Below are 22,073 nucleotides of genomic sequence, written 5' to 3'. Positions count from 1 at the left end.
TGGAGCTCGTATAGTATTCCAGCGTCCCGTCCTCGTATCCCTGGAGTGCCCTCATGGCGACTGTCCCGACCGCCCTCGCCGGCCGCCATCTCCTCAAGGAGCTGGACTTCACCGCGGAGGAGTTCCGCGGTCTGGTCGAGCTGGCCGCCGACCTGAAGGCCGCCAAGAGGGGCGGGATCGAGCCCCGGTACCTCCAGGGCCGGAACATCGCGCTGATCTTCGAGAAGACCTCCACCCGCACCCGCTGCGCGTTCGAGGTCGCGGCCGTCAACCAGGGCGCCTCGACCACGTACCTCGACCCCTCCGGCTCCCAGATAGGGCACAAGGAGTCGGTCAAGGACACCGCGCGGGTGCTGGGCCGGATGTACGACGCGATCGAGTACCGGGGCGACAGCCAGCAGAAGGTGGAGGAGCTGGCGGCGTACGCCGGGGTGCCCGTCTACAACGGGCTCACCGACGAGTGGCACCCCACCCAGATGCTCGCCGATGTGCTGACCATGACCGAGCACTGCGCCAAGCCGCTGACCGAGGTCGCCTTCGCCTACCTGGGGGACGCCCGCTTCAACATGGGCAACTCCTACCTGGTCACCGGCGCCCTGCTCGGCATGGACGTACGGATCGTCGCGCCGAAGGCGTACTGGCCCGCCGAGGAGATCGTCGACCGGGCCCGCGCGCTCGCCGCGACCAGCGGCGCCCGCATCACGCTCACCGAGACCGTGGACGAGGGCGTCCGCGGCGCCGACTTCGTCGCCACGGACGTCTGGGTCTCGATGGGCGAGCCGAAAGAGGTCTGGGCCGAGCGCATCACGGCCCTGGCCCCCTACGCGGTGACCATGGACGTCCTGCGCGCCACGGGCAACCCGGACGTGAAGTTCCTGCACTGCCTGCCCGCCTTCCACGACCTCGGCACCAGGGTCGGCCAGGAGATCCACGCGGCCTACGGCCTGGACTACCTGGAGGTCTCCGACGAGGTCTTCGAGTCGGCCCACTCGGTGGTCTTCGACGAGGCGGAGAACCGGATGCACACCATCAAGGCGGTCATGGTGGCAACCCTCGCCTGAACAGGCCTTATGCTGACCGGCGGCCCGGAACCACCCCTCCTTCGCGGCCGCCGCGCGACGAACCCGTCGCACTCCCGCACCACCAGAAACGAGCACCACCCGCATGCCCGCTCCCCGTATCAAGCCCCCCGCCCTTCTCGTGGCGGAGTCGGGCGCCGACCGTGAGGGTCACGGTCTGAAGCGCACGATGGGTCTCTTCCAGTTGGTCTGCTTCAGCGTCGGCGTACGAGACGGGCGCGACGACCTCGATCCAGTTCGCGGGATTCCTGCTGGTCGGGATCGCCCTGTACCTGCTCTACGGGCGCCGGAACTCCCGGCTCGCCGCGGTCACGCCGGCGAACGCCGCTGAGCGGGAACCACAGGCAGTCTGAACCAGACCGCCTTGCCGGACTCGGTCGGGCGGTGCCCGCAGGAGGAGCTCAGGGCGCGGATCAGCAGCAGCCCGCGTCCGTGCTCCTGCCAAGGGTCGGGCGGCCCGCCGGCCGGACGGGTGAGGTCGCCGGGCGGGGCCGGGTCGGTGTCGTGCACCTCGACCTGACATCCCGACGGCATCAGCTCCACGACCAGCTCTATCGGCGTCCCGCCCGTGGTGTGCTCCACGGCGTTCGCCACCAGCTCCGCCGTCAGCAGCTCCGCGGTGTCGCAGTCCGCCCCGTGCTCCAGCTCGGCCAGCGCCGTACGGACCAGGGCACGGGCCACGGGCACCGCCGCTGCGGTGTGCGGCAGCGCGATGCGCCAGGAGGCGGGGGCTGAGGAGAGTTCGTACACGGCGGGTCCGTTCATGGAGCAGGACATCCTGCTTTCAACCTTATGAATGGTACGGCGCCGCTCTTCCGAGGCGTCGGAGGGGCACCGTCGGAGGCGCCCTCGCCTCCTTGTCGGACGGCTTACCCAGGTGAACGCGCCGCCGCGCACAGCTGCTCCCGCCGTTACGCCGGTGTGGACGATCTGTGACGGATGTAACCGGCCCAGGTCACGCCGGGCCCACATGCGAGTCCTACCCGGACGGCCTATCGCGCACTCCTGACGACAGTCACGGATGAGTGATAGCTTCGGGGGGTAGAGCTCTGTGAGGCAGTGCCCGCCCGAGGAGGCCGCACGTCATGAGTCCCTTCACCGGCTCCGCCGCCCGCACCCCAGGCTGGGAGCATCTGCGCGTCGGCCTCGCCGACGGCGTCGCCACCGTCACCCTGGCCCGCCCCGAGAAGCTCAACGCGCTCACCTTCGGCGCCTACGCCGACCTGCGCGACCTGCTCGCGGAGCTGTCCCGGGAACGGTCCGTACGGGCCATGGTGCTGGCCGGGGAAGGCCGCGGCTTCTGCTCCGGCGGCGACGTCGACGAGATCATCGGCGCCACCCTCGGCATGGACACCGCCCAGCTCCTGGACTTCAACCGGATGACCGGCCAGGTGGTCCGCGCGATCCGCGAGTGCCCGTTCCCCGTGATCGCGGCGCTGCACGGCGTGGCCGCGGGAGCGGGAGCGGTCCTCGCTCTGGCCGCGGACTTCCGCGTCGCCGACCCCACCGCCCGCTTCGCCTTCCTCTTCACCCGCGTCGGCCTCTCCGGCGGCGACATGGGCGCGGCCTACCTGCTGCCCCGGGTCGTCGGCCTGGGCCACGCGACGCGCCTGCTGATGCTGGGCGACCCGGTCCGGGCCGTCGAGGCCGAGCGCATCGGCCTGATCAGCGAACTGACGGAGGAAGGCGCCGCCGACGAGGCCGCACAACAGCTGGCCCGCCGCCTGGCAGAGGGCCCGGCTCTGGCCCACGCCCAGACCAAGGCACTCCTGACATCCGAACTGGACATGCCCCTGGCAGCCTCGATCGAACTCGACGCCTCGACCCAGGCCCTCCTGATGACGGGAGAGGACTACGCCGAGTTCCACGCGGCGTTCACGGAGAAGCGCCCCCCGAAGTGGAGCGGACGATAGTGGATGCACCCGAAGGGGCGCGGCGAACTGCGCGACAGGCCACCGAGGACCCGCACCCGCACACGGGTGAGGACCACCCCCTACGCGTGGCCGTCATCGGCGGCGGCCCCGGCGGCCTCTACGCCGCCGCCCTCCTCAAACGCCTCGACCCGGCACGGGAGATCACCGTCTGGGAACGCAACGCCCCCGACGACACCTTCGGCTTCGGCGTGGTCCTCTCCGACGAAACCCTCGGCGGCATCGAACACGCCGACCCCAAGGTCTACGAGGCCCTCCAGCGGCACTTCACCCGCTGGGACGACATAGACATCGTCCACCGCACCCACCGCCACATCTCCGGCGGACACGGATTCGCGGCCCTGGGCCGCAAGCGGCTGCTCGAGATCCTCCACACCCGCTGCCGCGAACTCGGCGTCGACCTCCGCTTCCGCACCGGGGCCCCGCACGACCTCCCGCACACCCATGACCTGGTCATCGCCGCGGACGGCATCCACAGCGCCACCCGCGAGACCCACGCGGACGTCTTCCGCCCCCGCGTGACCACCCACCGCTGCCGTTACATCTGGCTCGCCGCCGACTTCCCCTTCGACTCCTTCCGCTTCGAGATCGCCGAGACCGAACACGGCGTGATGCAGCTCCACGGCTACCCCTACGCCCCCGACGCCTCGACCGTGATCATCGAGATGCGCGAAGAGGTCTGGCACGCGGCCGGCTTCGACGAGCTCGGTGAAGCGGAGTCGATCGAGCGCTGCGGCAAGATCTTCGCGGAGGCGCTCCGCGGCCGCCCTCTGAAGTCGAACAACTCCACCTGGACGACGTTCCGCACGGTCGTCAACGACCGCTGGTCGCACGGCAACATCGTGCTCCTCGGGGACGCCGCCCACACCGCCCACTTCTCCATCGGCTCCGGCACCAAACTCGCCGTCGAGGACGCGCTGGCCCTGGCCGCCTGTCTGGAGGAGCGGGATTCGCTGCCCGAGGCCCTGACCGCCTACGAGGAGGAGCGGCGCCCCGTCGTCGCCTCCACGCAGCGCGCGGCCCGGGCCAGCCTGGAGTGGTTCGAGAACATCGCCCTCTACCTGGACCAGCCGCCCCGCCAGTTCGCCTTCAACCTGCTCACCCGCAGCCGCCGCGTCACGCACGACAACCTGCGGCTGCGCGACGCCCGCTTCACGGAGACGGTGGAGCGCGAGTTCGGCTGCCCGCCCGGCACGCCCCCGATGTTCATGCCGTTCCGGCTGCGCGGCTTGACTCTGCGCAACCGGGTCGTCGTCTCGCCCATGGACATGTACTCGGCCGTCGACGGCGTCCCCGGCGACTTCCACCTCGTCCACCTGGGCGCGCGGGCGCTGGGCGGGGCCGGGCTGGTGATGACGGAGATGGTGTGCGTCAGCGAGGAGGGCCGGATCACGCCCGGCTGCGCCGGCCTCTACACCGGCCGGCAGGCCGAGGCGTGGAAGCGGATCACCAACTTCGTGCACGACCGGGCCCCCGGCACCGCGATCGGCGTGCAGCTCGGCCACAGCGGCCGCAAGGGCTCCACGCGGCTGATGTGGGAGGGCATGGACGAGCCACTGGACGAGGGCAACTGGCCGCTCGTCGCCCCCTCGGCGCTGCCGTACAAGGAATTCAGCCAGACGCCGCGTGAGCTGTCCCGCGCTCAACTCACCGACATCCGTGAGCAGTTCACAGCGTCCGCGGTGCGCGCCGCCCGGGCCGGTTTCGACCTGCTCGAACTGCACTGCGCGCATGGCTACCTGCTGTCCGGGTTCCTCTCCCCGCTGACCAACCGGCGCACCGACACCTACGGCGGCTCTTTGGAGGAGCGGCTGCGCTTCCCGCTGGAGGTCTTCGACGCCGTACGGAACGTGTGGCCGGGGGAGCGGCCCATGACTGTCCGTGTCTCCGCCACCGACTGGGCCGAGGGCGGCACGACCGCCGAGGACGCCGTCGAGATCGCGCGGGCCTTCGCCGCGCACGGCGCCGACGCGATCGACGTGTCGACGGGCCAGGTCGTGGCCGACGAGCGGCCGGAGTTCGGACGGTCGTACCAGACGCCGTTCGCGGACCGGATCCGCCACAGCGCCGGCATCCCGGTGATCGCGGTCGGCGCGATCTCCTCCTGGGACGACGTCAACTCCCTGATCCTCGCGGGCCGAACCGACCTCTGCGCCCTGGCCCGCCCCCACCTCTACGACCCTCACTGGACCCTGCACGCGGCGGCCGAGCAGGGCTACACCGGCCCGGGCGCGCCCTGGCCGGCCCCGTACCGCGCGGGAAGCCGCCGCCCCCAGACGGGCCGAACCGACGCCCCGAAACCGCGACTGAGTCTGGGAGGCGGCGCCGCCGACGGCGGTTGAGATCCGTGGCATGGCCCTGACCATGGACGACGTGGACCGGTTCGAAGCCTTCAGGCCGCGCCTTGAGACGGTGGCCTATCGGTAGCTCGTGTCCCCCATCGGCGACGCGGCCCTGGTGATGGGCCCCGGGGACAAGCCGCTGCGGATGTCGTGCGCCTCGGGCGTCCCCACCGCCTGGCAGGCCGCCGACGCCATCGCGGCCCGGCTGACCGGCGGGAAGGTTCCCAGCGTGCCGGTGCGCTACCTCACCCAGTGCATCTCCCCGGGCCGCAGGGACGGACTGATCCAGTACGTCACCGCCGACGACCGCGCGGTGTCGGCGGCCCTGACCGGCCGGCTCGCCGCGCTCTGCAAGGAGATCATCTGCAAGGGCGCGGCCTGGGGCGTCGCCCACCCGACACTCCTGCCGGCCCGGCGCCGCCGCCTCGTGCGGGAGACAGCCGTCGTCCCGGAGGGCGCGCCGGCCGGGACGACGGCCTGACCCGTGGGGACGCCGACCGCCTCAGACCGGATAGGCGTGGGTCTGCGTCGCCTTCACGGTGGCCCAGACCTCCGCGCCCGGGTGGAGGCCGAGTTCGGCCGCGGCGAGTGTCGTGAGGTCGGCGGCGAGGGGGAGTTCACCGGTGAGGTCGGCGCGGATCTGGTCGCCGTGGGTCTCCAGGCCCGCCACCTCACAGCGCCACAGGTTGCGGGCGCTGGAGCCCGAGGGCCGCTCCCGGTGCAGGGTGACCGCGCTGGGCGGGAACGCCACGAAGACCGGGCCGGACAGGACCTCCGTGGTGGTCAGGCGCGGGCCGTCGGCGAGCCGCACGGTATGGCCGTCAGCCTCGCCCCGGTAGAGGTTCAGGCCGACCAGCTGCGCGATGTAGTCCGTACGGGGATGGCGGGCGATGTCGCCCGGGGTGCCCTCCTGGACCACCCGGCCGTGCTCCACGACCACCAGCCGGTCGGCCAGCACCATGGCGTCGAGCGGATCGTGGGTGACGAGCACGGCGACCGCCTCGAAGTCGGCCAGATGGCGCCGGAGCCGGGCACGGACCTCCAGCCGGGTACGGGCGTCCAGGGCCGCCAGCGGCTCGTCCAGGAGCAGCAGCCGGGGGCGGGTCGCCAGGGCGCGGGCGAGGGCGACGCGCTGGGCCTGGCCGCCGGAGAGCCTGCGCGGCTTGGCACCGGTGTGCGCGGCGAGGCCGAGGCGGTCGAGCCACTCGGCGGCCTGCGCACGGGCCTCGGCCTTGGTGGCGCCCTGGCAACGGGGGCCGAAGGCGACGTTGTCGAGGGCCGTGAGGTGCGGGAAGAGCAGGTAGTCCTGGAAGACGACGCCGACGGGACGGGCCTCCGGCGGCGTACGGTCCAGCTCGGCGCCGTCCAGCCGCAGATGGCCGCCGGAGAGCGGGGTCAGACCGGCGAGGGCGCGCAGCGCGGTGGTCTTGCCGGCGCCGTTCGGCCCGAGCAGGGCGACGACCTCGCCGGGCGAGACGGTCAGTTCCACGTCGAGACGGAAGCCGCCCCTGTCCACGACGAGACGGGCGTCGAGTCCGTCCATGGAGGGGCCGGTGGCGGCGTGGGTCTGGGTCATCCGGCGCTCATCCATCGGTCACGCAACCCGGCGAGCACCGCGATCGACACCGCCAGCAGCACCAGGCTGAGGGCGATCGCGGCCTCCGGGTCGCTCTGCAGGGCCAGGTAGACGGCCAGGGGCATGGTCTGGGTGCGGCCGGGGAAGTTGCCGGCGAAGGTGATCGTCGCGCCGAACTCGCCGAGCGCCCGCGCCCAGGCGAGGACCGCGCCCGCCGCGATGCCCGGCGCGATCAGCGGCAGCGTCACCCGGCGGAACGCGGTGAAGCGGGACGCGCCCAGGGTGGCGGCGGCCTCCTCGTAGCGCGGATCGGCGGCCCGCAGGGTGCCCTCGACGCTGATCACGAGGAAGGGCATCGCCACGAACGCCTCCGCGATCACGACCCCGGCGGTGGTGAAGGGCAGCGTGATGCCGAACCACGCGTCGAGCCACTGCCCGACGATGCCGTTGCGGCCGAGCGCCGTCAGCAGCGCCACACCGCCCACGACCGGAGGCAGGACGAGGGGCAGGGTGACGAGGGCGCGTACGAGGCCGCGGCCGGGGAAGTCGACGCGGGCCAGCAGCCAGGCCAGCGGCACGCCGATGACCAGGCTCACGCCGGTGGCGAGGGTCGCGCAGATCAGGGAGAGCTGGAGAGCCTGCCATACGTCCGGGCTGGTCAGCTGCGTGGGCAGGCTGTGCCACGGGGTCCGCACGAGCAGGGCGATCAGCGGCACCGTCAGGAAGGCCACGCCGATCAGCGCGGGGATCAGCAGGGGCAGCGGGACGCCCGTCCGGACGCGCCGGAGCCGCGGACCGCCCCGGAGGGTGTCGGCCGCGGCGCGAGGCTTGCCGGTCGGGAGCGTCACGGCTTGAGGAACCCGGCCCCGCTCAGGACCTTCTGGCCCTCGGCGGACCGCACCAGCGCGATGAACGCCTTGGCGGTCTCGGTGTTCCGCGCGTCCCTGAGCAGGGCGATCGGGTAGTCGTTGACGGCGTCGGCGGACTCGGGGAACTCCACGCCCTCCACCTTGTCACCCGCCGCGCGCACGTCCGTCCTGTAGACGACGGCGGCGTCGGCCTCCTTCAGCTCGACCTTGGTGAGCGCGGCCTTCACGTCCTGCTCGTAGGAGACGGGCGTGAGCTTCAGCCTGCTCGCGTCCAGGGCCTTCTGCGCGGCGGCGCCGCACGGCACCTCCTTGTCGCAGAGCACGACCTTCCGGCCCGCCTCGGTGAGGTCCTCGAGCGAGGCGATCTTCCCGGGGTTGCCGGGCAGGGTGGCGATCTCCAGCTCGTTGCGGACGAAGGTCGCGGGGGTGCCCGAGGCGTCCCCGGCGTCCGTGACGATCTTCATCGTCTTGGGGCTGGCCGAGGCGAAGACGTCCGCCGGGGCGCCGCCGGTGATGCTCGCGGCCAGCGAGTCGCTGCCGCCGAAGCTGAAGGTGACCTTCGTGCCGGGGTGTTCCTTCTCGAACTGCTCGCCCAGCGTCGTGAAGCTCTCCTTCAGCGAGGCCGCTGCGAACACGGTCACCTCGCCGGAGAGCGTGCCCGACCCGGAGGAGTCCGGCTTCGCCGAGGAAGCCGAGCCGGACGTGCAGGCACTCAGGGCCAGCAGGGCTGCGGCTCCTCCCGCGGCCACCTGGAGCGGGCGGCGGGTCCGGCGCGCGGTACGGGTCATCACGGAGCTACTCCCTCGGTTCGGTCTGCGCCGATGATAATGCCGCAGATGCGAGGGGGAAGGCCCCTGTGGATTCGCATGAGCGTGGACAGGGATCCTAGGGGGTGGCATGTGCGTTCGTACGGCAGCGCCGGCGGGGGCCGGATCTACTCGGTGTGGTCCCGGGGTCCGTGATGCTCCAGCACCCAGCGGCCGACGAGCGCGCCGCCGTAGACGACGTAGCCCACGCCGATGAGCCAGGACTCCACTACGAGGACGACGCCCATCGCTCCGTAGCTGATGGCGTTGGTGACGATGAGCGGGGTGAAGACGAAGTAGGAGAACGTGCGCAGGCCGACCAGGCCGGCCATGGTGGCCAGTGCCCCGGGGAGCAGAACGCTCCAGCGGACCTGTCCGCCCAGCAGGAAGCGCTGCCCCCACCAGAAGAACAGCACACCGGACGCCGAGCTCAGCGCGATCCGCTGCGGCCCCGAGACGATGCTGTGCGTCTGCACCTCCTGGTACAGGTACGCGGTCATCGCGATCATCCACACCGCCTGCCGCCAGACGCGGTGCCACGGACCCGAGGGCAGGCCCCAGATCCGCTCGTAGCCGTTCTGCACGCTCCCGCCGAACGCGACACCGAAGACCGCGAGGGCGACCCCGCCGAGCACGCTCGTGGTGCCGATGACCTTGCGCGGCGGGCTGATGGTGTCCGTGAGCAAGTGCGCGGACCGCCCGGACAGCCCCATGCCGTCCGCGAGCCACAGGGCGAATCCGCCCCGTTCCAGGGGGTCGGCGGCGGCGACCACGATGAGCAGCGGCGCCAGGGTGACCAGGGCGAGCGTGGCGAACCCCGTGGCCCGGTGCAGCAACTCCACCTCGCGGCCCTGCCGGACGAGAGTGGGCGCACCGGCCCGGTGCCACCCGCCGAGCACCGAGCGCCCCCACCGCCTCACGGGAGCCGGTCCGCGCGGGCGCCTGTCGTCCTCGCTGGTGTGGTGACGGTCATCCCTCGGTCCGCCTCCCGGTGCGCGCTCCGTCCAGTCGCGGACATCGTTGACCGTTCCATGGCAGAGCAAACGCCGCAAACCGTGCGGCGTCCGGGTGGGTCAGAGACCCACGAACGCCGCCCCCGCGTCCCGCAGCCGCTCGTGCAGCCCGCGGAACACCGCGGAGGAGCGGACCCCCGGCCAGTCCGCGGGAAGCAGCTCGGACGGCAGGCCCGGGTCGGTGTAGGGCAGGTGGCGCCAGGAATCCAGGGCGAGGAGGTAGTCCCGGTAGGCCTCCTCCGGCGGGGTGTCCTCGCGCTTGTCCCAGTCGCGCAGCACGCGCGCGTGGCGGTCGAGGAACTCCTCGTGCTCCTTGGCGATGGCCGCCAGATCCCACCACCGGGCGACGGCCTCCGCGGTCGGGGCGAAGCCGAGGTGGTCACCGCGGAAGAAGTCGACGTACGCGTCGAGCCGCAGCCGCTGGAGCGTGTGCCGGGTCTCCTCGTACAGCCGCGCGGGCGCGATCCACACGCCTGGAGCGGCCGTGCCGAAGCCGAGCCCGGCCAGCCGGGAGCGCAGCACGTGCCGCTTCTGCCGCTCCGACTCCGGCACGGAGAACACCGCGAGCACCCAGCCCTCGTCCTCGGGCGGAGCGGAGGCGTAGATGCGGCGGTCGCCGTCGTCGAGCAACTGACGGGCGTCCGGAGACAGTTCGTAACCGGCCGCGCCCTGTGCGGTGCGGGCCGGCACGAGCAGGCCGCGTCTCTTGAGCCGTGACACCGAGGAGCGTACGGACGGGGCGTCCACGCCGGCCGCGGCCAGCAGCCGGATCAGTTCGGCTACCGGCACGGGGCCCGGCACGAAGCGGCCGTACGCGCCGTAGAGCGTGACGATGAGAGACCGTGGTGCATGGTGGTCGGACACGTTGATCATCTTAGGTCGTACGGATCATTCCCGGTCGCCTTCCGGTACCCCCGGGGCGCGCAGTCTGAACCGCTGGAGCTTGCCGGTGGCCGTGCGGGGCAGCGCGTCCAGGAAGACGATCTCGCGCGGGCACTTGTACGGCGCCAGCTCGCTCTTCACGAAGGCGCGCAGCGACTCGGCGTCCCGCGGCGCGCCCTCCTTGAGGACGGCGAAGGCCAGCACGACCTGCCCGCGGGACTCGTCGGGCCGCCCCACGACCGCCGCCTCCACCACGTCCGGGTGCCGCAGCAGCGCGTCCTCCACCTCGGGTCCGGCGATGTTGTACCCGGCCGAGATGATCATGTCGTCGGCGCGGGCGACGTAGCGGAAGTAGCCGTCGGGGTCGCGGACGTAGGTGTCGCCGGTCACGTTCCAGCCGCCGCGCACGTAGTCCCGCTGCCGCGGGTCGGCCAGGTACCGGCAGCCGACCGGCCCCCGCACGGCGAGCAGGCCCGGCTGCCCGTCGGGCACGGGCTCGCCGTCCGCGTCCTGCACGCGCGCCTGCCAGCCCGGCACCGGAACGCCCGTGGTCCCGGGCCGGATCCGGTCGTCCGCCGCGGAGATGAAGATGTGCAGCAGCTCGGTGGCGCCGATGCCGTTGATGACGCGCAGGCCCGTCCGCTCGTGCCAGGCATGCCAGGTCGCCGCCGGCAGGTTCTCGCCGGCCGAGACGCAGCGGCGCAGGGAGGAGACGTCGTGCCCGTCGAGCTCGTCGAGCATCGCGCGGTACGCCGTCGGCGCGGTGAACAGCACGGAGACCCGGTGCCGGGCGATGGCGGGCAGCAGCTGCCGGGGCCCGGCCTGTTCGAGCAGCAGCGCACTCGCGCCCGCCCGCAGCGGGAAGACCACCAGCCCGCCGAGACCGAAGGTGAAGCCCAGCGGGGGACTGCCGGTGAACACGTCGTCCGGGCCCGGCTTCAGGACGTGCCGGGAGAACGTGTCGGCGATCGCCAGCACGTCCCGGTGCAGGTGCATGCAGCCCTTCGGGCGGCCGGTGGTGCCGGAGGTGAAGGCGATCAGTGCCACGTCGTCGGCCGCCGTCGCGACCGCCTCGTACGGGGTCGCGGGCGCCGGGCGGTTGAGCAGGTCGTCCGGGGCGTCACCGCCGTAGGCCGTGATCCGCAGGCCCGGGATCTCGGCCTTGACCAGGTCGTCGACGGCCCTGATGTCGCACAGGGCGTGCTTCACCCGCGCGATCTCGCACATCGTGCTCAGCTCGTGCGGGCGCTGCTGGGCGAGCACCGTGACCGCCACCGCCCCGGCCTTCAGCACCGCCAGCCAGCACGCCGCGAGCCAGGGGGTGGTGGGGCCGCGCAGCAGCACCCGGTTGCCCGGGACGACACCGAGCTCGCCGGTCAGCACATGGGCGACGCGGTCCACACGGGCGCGCAGATCGCCGTACGTCCACGGCTCGTCGGTGGCGGTGAGGAAGGCCGGGCGGTCGTCGGGCGGGCCGGTCAGCAGTTCGGCGGCGCAGTTGAGCCGTTCGGGGTAGTGCAGCTCCGGCAGATCGAAGCGGAGCTCGGGCCATTGGTCCGGGGGTGGCAGATGGTCCCGGGCGAAGGTGTCGACGTGGGCCGTGCGCCGTGCGGTCATACGGTTCGCCCCCTTGGCGTGGTGGGCTCGCACCTGGAGCGTATCGTGTTGGTGACGACAGTCAACGGTCCGCGATAGCCTCGGAGTGGCCCGGCCGGAACGCAGGGTGGCGGAGAAGGGACCGGCGATGACCGCATTCTCACTCGAACCCGCACAACTCGCCTGGTGCGCGGAGCTGCGCACCCTGGCGGCGGAACGCCTCCACCCGCTGGCCGACAAGGGTGAACCGGGGCATGTGAACCGTGCCCTGGTCGCCGAGCTCGGCAGCCTCGGCCTGCTCGGCCGCCTGTTCACCTCGGGCGCGCTCGACCTGTGCCTGATGCGCGAGTCCCTGGCCTACGCCTGCACGGAAGCGGAGACGGCCCTGGCCCTCCAGGGCCTCGGCGCCCATCCGGTGCACGCGTACGGAACCGAGGCGCAGCGCGCCCGTTGGCTTCCCCGGGTCACCGCCGGCACGGCGATCGCGGCCTTCGCACTGAGCGAGCCCGGGGCGGGATCGGACGCGGCGGCGCTGCAGCTCCGGGCGGAGGCGGACGCGTCGCGGACCGGCCGGTCATCGGACGCCGGGCGGGCGGGCCGGTCGTCGGACGCCGGGCGGGCGGGCCGGTCGTCGGACGCCGGGCGGGCGGGCCGGTCGTCGGACGCCGCGCGGGTAGGCCGGTCGTCGGGCGCCGCGCGGGCGGGCCGGTCGTCGGGCGCCCCGGTGCTCGCCGCCGCCTCCGACGGGCCCGCCCGCTGGCGGCTCACCGGAGAGAAGTGCTGGATCTCCAACGCCCCCGAGGCCGACTTCTACACCGTCTTCGCCCGCACCACCCCGGGTGCCGGGGCGCGGGGCGTCACCGCCTTCCTCGTGCCCGCCGACCGGCCTGGACTGACCGGCCGCGGACTCGACATGCTCTCGCCGCACCCCATCGGCGCCCTCGACTTCGATGCCGTGCCGGTGACGGCCGACGACGTGCTCGGCGAAACAGACCGCGGCTTCCGGGTCGCCATGGGGACGCTCAACCTGTTCCGGCCCAGCGTCGGCGCGTTCGCGGTCGGCATGGCGCAGGCGGCCCTCGACGCCACTCTCGCCCACACCGCCGGGCGTGACGCCTTCGGGGGCAAGCTGCGGGATCTGCAGGCCGTCTCGCACCAGGTCGCCGAGATGGCCCTGCGCACCGAGGCGGCCCGGCTGATGGTGCACGCGGCGGCGTCGGCGTACGACGCGGACGATCCGGACGTGCCCCGGCGCTCCGCCATGGCGAAACTGCTCGCCACCGAGACCGCGCAGTACGTCGTCGACACGGCCGTCCAGTTGCACGGCGCCCGGGCGCTGCAACGCGGCCACCTTCTCGAACACCTCTACCGCGAGGTGCGCGCCCCGCGCATCTACGAGGGGGCCAGTGAGGTGCAGCGCGGCATCATCGCCAAGGAGTTGTACGCCCGTCAGGAGGCCCGGTGAGCACCGAGCGCGTCAACCCGTCCGAGCTGTCCCCGCCGACCGGCTTCTCCCACGCCGTCGTGGCGTCCGGGTCGCGGGTGGTGTTCCTCGCGGGGCAGACCGCCCTGGACGCCGACGGCAAGGTGGTCGGCCGAACCCTGCCCGAGCAGTTCGAGCGGGCCCTCACCAATCTGCTGGCCGCCCTCGCGGCGGCCGGTGGCACGCCCTCCGACCTGGCCCGCGTCACCGTCTACGCCACGGATGTCGAGGCGTACCGTACGCACGCATCCGAACTGGGCCGGACCTGGCGCCAGTTGGCCGGTCGGGACTATCCCGCCATGGCGGTCGTCGAGGTCGTCCGGCTGTGGGACGCGGAGGCGATGGTGGAACTGGACGGCTTCGCGGTCCTGCCGTAGCGAGGCCGTCGTGCCGCCCGTGAAGCGGCCCTCGGGCCGCCGACGGCACCGTCACCCTGTCCGGCACCTACCGCTGCGCGAGTTCCAGCGGCCCGGTCTTCGTCAGTTCCTCCATCAGTCAGGGCGTCTCGACGGCCCGTCACGGCATCGGCGGCACCCGGGCCGTGTGCGACGGCGCGGAGCACCGCTGGGTGAACACCGGCCAGGTCACGCCCGGCGTGCTGGTGGCCGGGGCGGCCCACGTCGAGGCCACCCTGATGGAGCTGTGCACCTTCAGCGGTCTGCCGCTGCCCAGCTTCCACGCGGTCCAGGGACAGGACGTCACCCTGACCTGGGCCTGAGCGCCAGGCTGAAGGAAACGGCGGGCGACCCGGGTTCGGGCCGTCCGCCGATCCTGTTTAATTGCGATAGCTTTGCAACAACCTGACTAGAGCAACAAGGGTGTGAGGTCACATGTCGACCCGTCGGATACGAGGGGCCGCCGTCGCGGCGGCGCTGGCCGCGGCGGTCACCGCCTGCTCGGCCCCCAGCGGCGGCGGCTCGGGCGACGGCAAGTCCGGGGACTCCGTCGTACTCGGGGTGGCCTCCGAGCCGGACACCCTCAGCCCCCTGCTCGGCTACGGCAAGGACGGCAACTCCAAGATCTTCGACGGGCTCCTCGCCCGCGACGCCGACCTGAAGCTGAAGCCCGCGCTGGCGTCCGGACTGCCGAAGATCACCGACGGCGGCCGCACCTACACCTACACCCTGCGCGACGGGGTCGAGTTCAGCGACGGCGAACCGCTGACGGCCGCGGACGTCGTCTACACGTACCGGGCCGCCCTCGACCCGAAGACCAACAACACCTTCAAGAGCGAGCTGGACGCGGTGAAGGAGGTCAAGGCCAGCGGCGACGACAAGGTCGTCTTCACGCTGAAATACCCCTACTCACCCTTCGCGGCCCGCACGGTCCTGCCCATCGTTCCCGAGCACATCGCGGGGAAGCAGGACCCCAACACCGGCTCCTTCAACACCGAGCCGGTCGGCACCGGCCCGTACGTCCTCACCGGCTGGAGCAAGGGAGAGAAGCTCTCCTTCGAGGCCAACCCCCGCTACTGGGGCGGCAAGCCCGCGGTGAAGAGCTTCACCATGGCGGTCATCGCCGACGACGACGTACGCGCCACCCGCCTGCGCTCCGGCGACCTCGACGGCGCGGTCCTCCCGCCCAACCTCGCCGCCACGTTCAAGAGTGACGACGCCAAGCGCACCTACGAGGCACACTCCTACGACTTCCGGGCCGTCACGCTCCCCACCGCGAACAAGGTCACCGGCGACCGCGCGATCCGGCGGGCCCTCGACGCGGCTGTGGACCGCGAGGCCATGACCGCCAAGATCCTCGACGGCGCGGGCCGCCCCGCCTACGGGCCGCTGCCCGTCGACGACCCCGCCTTCAGCAAGGGCATCGAGCGCGCCCAGGACCTCGGCAAGGCCGGAAAGATCCTGGACGAGGCCGGCTGGAAGCCCGGCAAGGACGGCATCCGCAGCCGGGACGGACAGCGGGCGTCCTTCGGCCTGCTCTACCCCTCCGGCGACAAGGTCCGCCAGGACCACGCCCTCGCGTACGCCTCCGACGCCAAGAAGGCCGGCATCGACGTGAAGGTGGAGAGCGCCACCTGGGAGGTCATCGAGCCGCGCATGAAGGACACCGCCGTCCTCGCGGGCTTCGGCAGCACCGGCGACCCCGACTTCGGCCTCTACACCCTGCTGCACTCCTCCCTCGCCGGCGACGGCTTCAACAACATGGCCCGCTACGACAACCCGGCCGTGGACCGGGCCCTGGACAAGGGCCGCCGCAGCCAGGACCCGGCCGCGCGCACATCCGCCTACGACACACTGCAGCGCGCCCTGGTGCAGGACCCCGGCTACACCTTCCTCACCCACATCGACCACCTCTACGTGCTGGCCGACCGCTGGGACGGCCTGAACACCCAACTCGAGCCGCACGAACACGGCTTCGCCAGCGGCCCCTGGTGGAACATCGAGGACTGGCAGCCGAAGAAGTGACCCGACTCCCCTGGGGAGCGATGGCACGACTGGCGGGACGGCGGGCCCTGTTCGCCGTCCCCGTCCTGCTCGTCGTCACCTTCGGCGTCTTCGCCATCGCCGCCGCCTCCCCGTTCGACCCCGTCAAGGCCTATGCCGGCACCGCCGCGCTCGGCGCCGACCAGCAGACCCTGGACCGGCTGCGCGAGAACCTCGGCGTGGACCAGCCCGTCGCCGCCCGCTGGTGGCACTGGCTGACCTCCGCGCTCACCGGCGACCTCGGCCACTCCGGCGTCATGCGGCAGCCGGTCGCCCAGGTCATCGGCGAACGGCTCGTGTGGTCCGCGCTCCTGTGCGCCGTCGCCTTCGCCGCCGCCGTCCTGGCGGGCACCCTGCTCGGCGTGCTCGCCGCCCGCCGCCCCGGCTCGCTCGTCGACCGGACCGTCACCTCCCTCGCCTACACCCTGGAGGCGGCACCGGTCTTCTGGATCGCGCTGCTCGCCGTCTGGCTGTTCGCCCTCCAGTGGGACGTCCTGCCGGCGGGCGGGCTGACCGACACCGGAAGCGCACAGGTCACGCCCGGCCAGGTCACCAGCCATCTCGTCCTGCCCGCCGGTGTCCTCGCCGTGTCCCAACTGCCGTGGTTCACCCTGTACGTCCGCCAAGGCGTCGGCGACGCCCTCGCGGAGGACCCGGTGCGCGGCGCCCGGGCCCGGGGCCTGAGCGAACGCACCGTCCTGCTCGGCCACGCCCTGCGCTCCGGGCTGCTGCCGGTGCTCACGCTCATCGGTTCCCGAGTCCCCGAACTCATCACCGGCGCCCTGCTGGTGGAGAGCGTCTTCAGCTGGCCGGGCATCGCCGCCGCCACCGTCGAGGCGGCCACCGCCGTCGACTTCCCGTTGCTGGCCGCCCTGACCACGCTGGCCACCGCCGCGGTGCTCGCCGGGAACCTGCTCGCCGACCTGCTCTACGGACTGTTCGACCCGAGGGTGAAGCTCAGTGACATGTGACGCACCGGCGCCCGCCGGCGCCCCGGCCGAGCCCGAGTGGCGCGCGCACGGCCCGAAGCGCCGCTCCACCCGCGCCCTGCGCGTGCGCACCTCCGCCGCGCTCGTGGCCGCGACCGTCCTCGCCGTGCTGCTCGTGCCGCCGCTGGTCCAGCTCGACCAGCAGGCCGTCGACCTCGCCGCCGAGCTGCAACCACCCTCCTGGGCGCACCCGTTCGGCACCGACGACGTCGGCCGCGACCTGCTGCTGCGCTGCGTCTACGGCCTGCGCGTGTCGCTGCTCGTCGGAGTGGCGGCGGCGCTGACCGCGACCGTGGTCGGCACGGCCGTGGGCGCCGCGGCCGGGGCGCTGGGCGGCTGGGCCGACCGGGCCCTGATGCGGGTGGTCGACACGTTCTCGTCCGTGCCGCACCTGCTGCTCGGCATCTTCATCGTCGCCATGTTCCGCCCCGGGGTAGGGCCGGTGGTGGTCTCGGTCGCGCTGACCCACTGGCTGTCCACGGCCCGGATCGTGCGCGCCGAGGTGCTGTCGCTGCGGTCGCGGCCGTACATCGACGCGGCCGTCTCCGGCGGGGCGTCCCGGTGGCGAGTGGCCGTACGGCACCTGCTGCCCGCCGTCCTGCCCCAGGCCGCCCTCGCCGCCGTGCTGATGGTGCCGCACGCCATGTGGCACGAGTCGGCCCTGTCCTTCCTCGGCCTCGGGCTGCCCACCCACACGGCGAGCCTCGGCACCCTGATCCAGGGCGCCCGCGGCTCCCTCCTCGCCGGCCAGTGGTGGCCCACCCTCTTTCCCGGCCTCTTCCTCATCGTCCCCACCCTCGCCATCGCCGGACTCGCCGGGGCCTGGCGGGAGCGGATCAACCCACGTCACAGATCGGAGCTGATGCTGTGAGCGCCGGTACGCGGTCCACGCCCCCCCTGCTGTCCGTGCGCGGCCTGTCCGTGCGGTTCCTCCTGCCCGGCGGGCGCCGCGTCGCCGCCGTCACCGACGCACGATTCGACGTGGCGCCCGGCGAGTGCCTGACCCTGATCGGGGAGAGCGGCTGCGGCAAGTCCGTGCTGGCCTCCGCCCTGCTCGGACTGCTCCCCGGCAACGCCCGGACCGCCGGCTCGGCCCTGCTCGACGACCTGGACCTGCTCACGGCCGACGAGCGGACCCTCGCCCGCACCGTACGAGGACGGCTCATCGGTCTCGTACCGCAGAGCCCGGCCGCCCACCTCACCCCGGTCCGCACCGTCCGCTCCCAGCTGGAGGAGACGGTCGCCGCTTTGACCGCGACCCGGGGCCGCGCCGCCCTGCGTGCCGCCGCGGAGGCCGCCGCCGAACGGGCCGCGTTCCCCGCCGACCACCTCGACCGCCACCCCCACCAGCTGTCCGGCGGTCTCGCCCAGCGAGCCGCCACCGCCCTCGCCCTGGTCGGCGGCGCGCCCCTGCTGCTCGCCGACGAACCGACCACCGGACTCGACCGCGACCTCGTCGACCGCACGGTCGACGAACTGCGGCGGCACATCGACGACCCGGGCGACCACGGCGGCGGACGGGCCCTGCTGATGATCACCCACGACCTGGCGGCAGCCGAGCGCATCGCCGACCGGGTCGCCGTCATGTACGCGGGGCGGATCGTCGAACTCGCCGACGCCCAAGCCTTCTTCGGCGCGCCCGGCCCCCGCCACCCCTACAGCCGCGCCCTGCTCCAGGCCCTGCCCGACCGCGCCTTCACCCCCGTCCCGGGCATGCCGCCCGAACTGGGCGACCTCCCGGCCGGCTGTGCCTTCGCCGCCCGCTGCGACCGGGTCACCGACACCTGCGCCGCCCCGCCGCCCGCCGGCCCGGTCGCCTGCCACCACCCGCACGTGCCGGAGGACGTCCGTGCTTGACCTGCGCTCCATCACCGCCGGATACACCAGGAACGCGCCGGTGGTCCAAGACGTCTCCCTCACCGTCGCCGCGGGCGAGTCCGTCGGCCTGCTCGGCCCGAGCGGCTGCGGCAAGTCCACCCTCGCGCGGGTCGCGGCCCTGCTGCACCGCCCCGACTCCGGCACCCTGCTCCTCGACGGCGAGCCCGTACGGCACTGGCGGCACCGCGCCCCACGCGCCCTGCGCACCGCCTTCGGGGTCGTCTTCCAGCAGGCCAGGCTCTCCGCGGACCCCCGGCTGCCGCTCGCCGACCTGATCGCCGAGCCCCTGCGGGCCACCGGCCGCGGCAGGGAAGCCGACGACCGGACAGCCGAACTCGCCCCCATCGTCGGCCTCACCCCCGACCTGCTCACCAGGCGGCCGCACGAGGTCAGCGACGGTCAGCTGCAACGCGCCTGCCTCGCCCGGGCTCTGGTGCTGCGCCCACGCCTGCTGGTGTGCGACGAGATGACCGCGATGCTCGACGCCTCCACCGCGGCCGCCCTGGTCGCGGCCGTCGAGAGCTACCGGGCCTCGACCGGAGCCGCCCTGCTGGCCGTCGGCCACGACCGCACCCTGCTGGAGCGCTGGTGCGACCGCACCGTCCACTGGGACGTCCTGGCCTGAGCGCGCCGGACGGCGTCCGGCACGGGCCGCGTCAGTGGTCGTCCCAGTGACCCTCGTGGGCGGCGTGGCGGTGGCCGTCGTGCACGTAGTCCGTGTGGTCGCCGTGCCGTACGGCCAGGTGGCCGCAGTCGTCGCCGTGCTCGTGGTCGTGGTTGCGGTGCACCGTGTGGCGGCCGTCCGCGCACTCGTCGGCGTGGCCGTCGTGCATCCGGTGGATGTGGCCGTCGTGGGCGTAGTCGGTGTGGTCGCCGTGGGTGAAGGCGAGGTGGCCGCAGTCGTCGCCGTGGGCGTGCGCGTGGTTCTCGTGGGTGGTGTGCTCGGCGGTGGTCATGGGTGCTCCTCGCGTGGGGGGTGCCGCTCGGGGCGCTTCCGCCGGGCGCGGCCGTCGACATCACCATAAGGCGACATCTGCATTCATGGCCGGAATGTCCGCCCCTGCCCGCCATCCGGCGCAGACCGCCCGGGTGACGCGCGGGACGGTGCGGACGTGGCTCAGCGCACCGCCACGACCACGCAGCTGTCGCCGTACTGCCACACCGGTCCGGCCGTGTCGAAGCCCGCCTGCCGGAGCAGTTCCAGATGGGCGCAGAGGGGGAGTTCGGCGGGGCGGCCGGCGCCGAGGAGGGCCTCACGCCGTCGGCGCTCCGCGAGGAGGTCGGCCAGCTCCGGGTCCTCGCCGACGGCGGCCCACCAGGAGCCCCAGTCCTCGTGGGTGAACGCGCGCTGCCGGTCGGCCCGGCACCGCCCGACGTGGGCCGCGATCCCGGCCGGGCCCGTCTCGCCCTGGGGGAGGTGGTCGCCGTTGACGAGGACGCCCCCGGGGCGCATCAGCGTGGCGAGCTGCCGGTAGGTGCCGAGCAGGGTGTCGCGGTCGAGGTAGTGCAGGGCCGTCGTGGAGACCGCCGCGTCCAGGGGCCGGTCCAGATCCAGCGCCCACGTCCAGCCGGGCGCGCCGATCTCGGCGTCGACGTAGCGGGCCGCGTCCGGGTGGTGGGTGCGGCCCAGTTCCAGCAGGACGGGGTCCCGGTCCACGGCCACGATCTCGGCGTCCGGCAGCCGCCGGACCAGCCGGGCCGCGAGGGAGCCGGGCCCGCAGCCCAGGTCCACCACGAGGGGCGGGGCCGTATGCCCCGCCGTGACGTGCTCGACGACATCGGCGATCACCGTGAACCGCTCCTCGCGGTCGACGGCGTACCGCTGCTGCTGGAGCTCCCAGCGCTCCACCCATCGCTCCGCCGTCGCCAGACTCAGCCCCATCCGGTCGCGCACCTCGCCGTCTCGCATCTGACTCCTGCCGGCCCGAGCCTACAGGTGGAAACGGTTCCCATTACGCCTGGCGTGCCCCTCGCTCGGCACCTGGCGGGTGATGTCACTGGAGCGAGGCGAGAACGGACAGCAGCCGGTCGATCTCCTCACCCGTGTTGTACACATGCAGACTCACCCGCACCGAACCGGTCTTCTCGCCCGCGTCGCCCTGGCAGTGATGGTCGGAACGGACCATGAAACCGTGGCTGAACAGGATGAATCCCAGGTCGCCCGAGTCGATGGCACGGTGCCGCAGGGTCACGATGGACTGCCGCCGCTGGACGTCCGAGTCGGCGGCCAGACTGAGCGGGCAGCCGAGGATCTCGTAGGCGTCCAGCCGGCGCAGCCCCTCGGTGAGCCGGGCCGCCAGATCGGCCGTCCAGCGCTCGATCCGGTCGACACCGGCCGCGTCCAGCCAGTCCAGGGCCGCTTCGAGCGAGGCGATGCCCACGGTGTTCGGGGTGCCGCTCCAGCCGCCGGGCGCGAAGACGGGCCCGCGGGCCTGCCGGGCCCACACCGCCCCGGAACCGGGCAGGGCCAGCGCCTTGTGCCCGGAGAACACGACGAAGTCCACGTCCAGCTCGGCCACGGACACCGGCAGATGACCCACGCTCTGCGCGGCGTCCAGGCAGATGACCGCGTCGGGGCCGACGGCCTCACGGATGCGGTGCACGTTCATGTCGCCGCCGTACACATGGTGCACATGGGTGGTGGCCACGAACCGCGTGCGCGGGCCCGCCCGTTCGGCCAGCGCCCGGTGGTCGTAGTCCCCGGAGCCGCTCTGGTAGGGCATCGGCACCACCCGCACGTGCACGCCCTCGCGCGCGAGCGACTCCCTGGCCTCCAGCCAGGGCACGATGTTGGCCTGGTGGTCGGCGTCCGGCACGACGATCTCGTCGCCGTCGCGCAGGAACCCCGGCAGCCAGTCGCGGGCGACGGTCCGCAGCCCCTCGGTGGTGCCGCCCGTGAAGTGGACGGCGGAGCGTTCCGGCCGGGAGTCCCCGAGGAACCGGGCGACGCGCTCGCGGGTGCGCTCCACCAGCTCCGTCGTCCGGTTGCCCCAGGTGTAGGTGCCGCGCGCGGCGTTGGCGTTGGACGTGGTCAGATACGTCTGCACCGCGTCCAGCACGGCCCGCGGCTTCTGCGCCGTGGCCGCACTGTCCAGGTAGGCCAGCTCGGGGTGCCCGGTGACGATGGGGAACTCCTCGCGCAGCGCCCGCTGCCACGGGCGCAGATCCTCGCGGGTGATCGGTGCGGTCAT

20 protein-coding genes and 2 pseudogenes are annotated in these 22,073 nt (G+C 73.0%); 12 read left to right on the top strand and 10 right to left on the bottom strand.

Translation table 11 applies throughout. The annotated features are described in order from the left end of the window. Nucleotides 1-53 precede the first annotated feature (53 nt). Nucleotides 54-1,061 (top strand): ornithine carbamoyltransferase, encoded by a 1,008-nt coding sequence (gene argF, locus HDC93_RS15000; RefSeq protein ID WP_185011001.1) that lies wholly within the window; start codon nt 54-56, stop codon nt 1,059-1,061. A 327-nt stretch (nt 1,062-1,388) separates the two neighbouring features. Here the strand turns inward: argF and HDC93_RS14995 are convergent, their stop codons facing one another. Further along, complete coding sequence (locus HDC93_RS14995) at nt 1,389-1,844, bottom strand: ATP-binding protein (RefSeq protein ID WP_260419561.1); 456 nt, start codon at nt 1,842-1,844, stop codon at nt 1,389-1,391. Between the two features lie 320 nt (nt 1,845-2,164). Here HDC93_RS14995 and HDC93_RS14990 point away from each other — a divergent pair, with 320 nt between their 5' ends. The 3 genes and pseudogenes from HDC93_RS14990 to HDC93_RS14980 all read left to right on the top strand — a co-directional run. Continuing rightward, nucleotides 2,165-2,992 carry an enoyl-CoA hydratase family protein gene (locus tag HDC93_RS14990; RefSeq protein WP_185010997.1) on the top strand — a complete coding sequence of 276 codons (828 nt, stop codon included), beginning with the start codon at nt 2,165-2,167 and terminating at the stop codon, nt 2,990-2,992. Further along, nucleotides 2,992-5,352 (top strand): bifunctional salicylyl-CoA 5-hydroxylase/oxidoreductase, encoded by a 2,361-nt coding sequence (locus HDC93_RS14985; RefSeq protein WP_398985102.1) that lies wholly within the window; start codon nt 2,992-2,994, stop codon nt 5,350-5,352. The genes HDC93_RS14990 and HDC93_RS14985 overlap by 1 nt, the downstream gene beginning before the upstream one ends. 88 nt (nt 5,353-5,440) lie before the next feature. Next, nucleotides 5,441-5,833: pseudogene (locus HDC93_RS14980) on the top strand (oxidoreductase); the annotation flags it as partial. Nucleotides 5,834-5,854: 21 nt separating this feature from the next. Here the strand turns inward: HDC93_RS14980 and HDC93_RS14975 are convergent. The 6 genes from HDC93_RS14975 to HDC93_RS14950 form a co-directional block, all read right to left on the bottom strand. After that, a complete protein-coding gene (locus tag HDC93_RS14975) occupies nt 5,855-6,928 on the bottom strand; it encodes an ABC transporter ATP-binding protein (RefSeq protein WP_185010993.1) in 1,074 nt (357 codons plus the stop codon). Next, complete coding sequence (locus tag HDC93_RS14970) at nt 6,925-7,776, bottom strand: ABC transporter permease (RefSeq protein WP_185010991.1); 852 nt, start codon at nt 7,774-7,776, stop codon at nt 6,925-6,927. The genes HDC93_RS14975 and HDC93_RS14970 overlap by 4 nt, the downstream gene beginning before the upstream one ends. After that, a complete protein-coding gene (gene modA, locus HDC93_RS14965; RefSeq protein WP_185010989.1) occupies nt 7,773-8,585 on the bottom strand; it encodes a molybdate ABC transporter substrate-binding protein in 813 nt (270 codons plus the stop codon). Before modA ends, HDC93_RS14970 begins: the two co-directional genes overlap by 4 nt. Nucleotides 8,586-8,731: 146 nt before the next feature. After that, the gene (locus HDC93_RS14960) at nt 8,732-9,502 is read right to left on the bottom strand and encodes a ribonuclease BN (RefSeq protein WP_185011079.1); all 771 of its coding nucleotides are present in this window, start codon (nt 9,500-9,502) and stop codon (nt 8,732-8,734) included. A gap of 174 nt (nt 9,503-9,676) precedes the next feature. Then, nucleotides 9,677-10,489 (bottom strand): PaaX family transcriptional regulator C-terminal domain-containing protein, encoded by an 813-nt coding sequence (locus tag HDC93_RS14955; RefSeq protein ID WP_185010987.1) that lies wholly within the window; start codon nt 10,487-10,489, stop codon nt 9,677-9,679. Nucleotides 10,490-10,504: 15 nt separating this feature from the next. Next, complete coding sequence (locus HDC93_RS14950; RefSeq protein ID WP_185010985.1) at nt 10,505-12,115, bottom strand: AMP-binding protein; 1,611 nt, start codon at nt 12,113-12,115, stop codon at nt 10,505-10,507. A 127-nt stretch (nt 12,116-12,242) separates the two neighbouring features. Between HDC93_RS14950 and HDC93_RS14945 the strand changes: the two genes are divergently transcribed. The 8 genes and pseudogenes from HDC93_RS14945 (at nt 12,243) to HDC93_RS14910 (ending at nt 19,507) form a co-directional block, all read left to right on the top strand. After that, a complete protein-coding gene (locus tag HDC93_RS14945; protein WP_185010983.1) occupies nt 12,243-13,559 on the top strand; it encodes an acyl-CoA dehydrogenase family protein in 1,317 nt (438 codons plus the stop codon). Next, nucleotides 13,556-13,954 carry a RidA family protein gene (locus HDC93_RS14940; protein ID WP_185010980.1) on the top strand — a complete coding sequence of 133 codons (399 nt, stop codon included), beginning with the start codon at nt 13,556-13,558 and terminating at the stop codon, nt 13,952-13,954. The genes HDC93_RS14945 and HDC93_RS14940 overlap by 4 nt, the downstream gene beginning before the upstream one ends. 26 nt (nt 13,955-13,980) lie before the next feature. Beyond that, nucleotides 13,981-14,295, top strand: a pseudogene (locus tag HDC93_RS37810) (DUF6299 family protein); the annotation flags it as partial. Between the two features lie 112 nt (nt 14,296-14,407). Then, complete coding sequence (locus HDC93_RS14930) at nt 14,408-15,997, top strand: ABC transporter substrate-binding protein (protein WP_185010977.1); 1,590 nt, start codon at nt 14,408-14,410, stop codon at nt 15,995-15,997. Nucleotides 15,998-16,017: 20 nt separating this feature from the next. Beyond that, the gene (locus HDC93_RS14925; protein WP_185010975.1) at nt 16,018-16,986 is read left to right on the top strand and encodes an ABC transporter permease; all 969 of its coding nucleotides are present in this window, start codon (nt 16,018-16,020) and stop codon (nt 16,984-16,986) included. Continuing rightward, on the top strand, nt 16,976-17,875 hold the full coding sequence (locus tag HDC93_RS14920) for an ABC transporter permease (protein ID WP_185010973.1): 900 nt from the start codon (nt 16,976-16,978) through the stop codon (nt 17,873-17,875). Before HDC93_RS14925 ends, HDC93_RS14920 begins: the two co-directional genes overlap by 11 nt. Next, the gene (locus HDC93_RS14915; RefSeq protein ID WP_311774545.1) at nt 17,872-18,861 is read left to right on the top strand and encodes an ABC transporter ATP-binding protein; all 990 of its coding nucleotides are present in this window, start codon (nt 17,872-17,874) and stop codon (nt 18,859-18,861) included. Before HDC93_RS14920 ends, HDC93_RS14915 begins: the two co-directional genes overlap by 4 nt. Further along, nucleotides 18,854-19,507 (top strand): ATP-binding cassette domain-containing protein, encoded by a 654-nt coding sequence (locus HDC93_RS14910; RefSeq protein WP_185010969.1) that lies wholly within the window; start codon nt 18,854-18,856, stop codon nt 19,505-19,507. The genes HDC93_RS14915 and HDC93_RS14910 overlap by 8 nt, the downstream gene beginning before the upstream one ends. 31 nt (nt 19,508-19,538) lie before the next feature. Here the strand turns inward: HDC93_RS14910 and HDC93_RS14905 are convergent, their stop codons facing one another. The 3 genes from HDC93_RS14905 to HDC93_RS14895 form a co-directional block, all read right to left on the bottom strand. Beyond that, nucleotides 19,539-19,838: a hypothetical protein gene (locus HDC93_RS14905; protein WP_031110250.1), complete on the bottom strand. Its 300-nt coding sequence runs from the start codon at nt 19,836-19,838 to the stop codon at nt 19,539-19,541. Nucleotides 19,839-19,999: 161 nt separating this feature from the next. Next, complete coding sequence (locus HDC93_RS14900; protein ID WP_185011077.1) at nt 20,000-20,764, bottom strand: trans-aconitate 2-methyltransferase; 765 nt, start codon at nt 20,762-20,764, stop codon at nt 20,000-20,002. Between the two features lie 112 nt (nt 20,765-20,876). Next, nucleotides 20,877-22,073 carry an aminotransferase class V-fold PLP-dependent enzyme gene (locus tag HDC93_RS14895; RefSeq protein WP_185010967.1) on the bottom strand — a complete coding sequence of 399 codons (1,197 nt, stop codon included), beginning with the start codon at nt 22,071-22,073 and terminating at the stop codon, nt 20,877-20,879.

It is taken from the genome of Streptomyces sp. AK010 (assembly GCF_014207295.1).
GTDB classification, from domain to species: Bacteria; Actinomycetota; Actinomycetes; order Streptomycetales; family Streptomycetaceae; genus Streptomyces; species Streptomyces massasporeus.
This window is presented reverse-complemented; position numbering and strand designations above follow the sequence as displayed.